Source organism: Phyllobacterium sp. P5_D12 (genome assembly GCF_054049495.1).
The window spans coordinates 1-602 of the sequence record NZ_JBFUMG010001150.1; the positions used below are offsets into that span (position 1 = coordinate 1).

Annotated in this window: 1 pseudogene; it reads left to right on the forward strand. The window is 58.1% G+C overall.

Going from position 1 to position 602, the window contains the following annotated elements:
- Positions 1–277: 277 nt before the first annotated feature.
- A pseudogene (locus ACXJ5O_RS29215) lies at positions 278–602 on the forward strand (hypothetical protein); the annotation flags it as partial.

Genomic DNA, 602 nt, shown 5'->3' on the forward strand with positions numbered 1-602 from the left:
ATACCATCCTGAGGAGCATTATGACGCTGTGAAGGACAAGTGGATCGGCCTGCGCACGCCCGACGGCCGCTGATCTTCATTGTCATTTGACCAAGAATACTATTTGCCGTCAGGTTAGCGCCTGGCGGCAAATTGCTTTCCAGGGGCCGTTTTCAGAAAAGTCTGTGGGTTAGCTCCAAACGAACCCCGCGGGGATTCTCAAACGCAATGCAAGCCTCTACACTGGATACAGATTCGTTGCAGCGCAATGAAACAAGATGTAGTGGGCAAAAGTATCATGGCACAATCATCCAGCATCGCCCGGGAACCCTCCATGGAGGAGATTCTCGCATCGATCCGCCGCATCATCGAGGAGAGCGATACGGGGCGGCCAGATGAAGTCGTGCCTCAGCCGGTCAACTCCGATCAGCCGCCGCATGCTACTGCTGCCGAGCCCCAGACTGCGGTGCACTTGAGTGAAGAAGCCGAGCTTCCACCGCGCGAAGGTATCGCCGTTCCATCGTCGGCAGCCCGGTCCTATGAGACGGCATTGGGACGCCCGGCGTCGCCACTGCAATCGACGGCTGCCGAGCGGGAATCTGCACGGTCAGCACCTGTGGCTC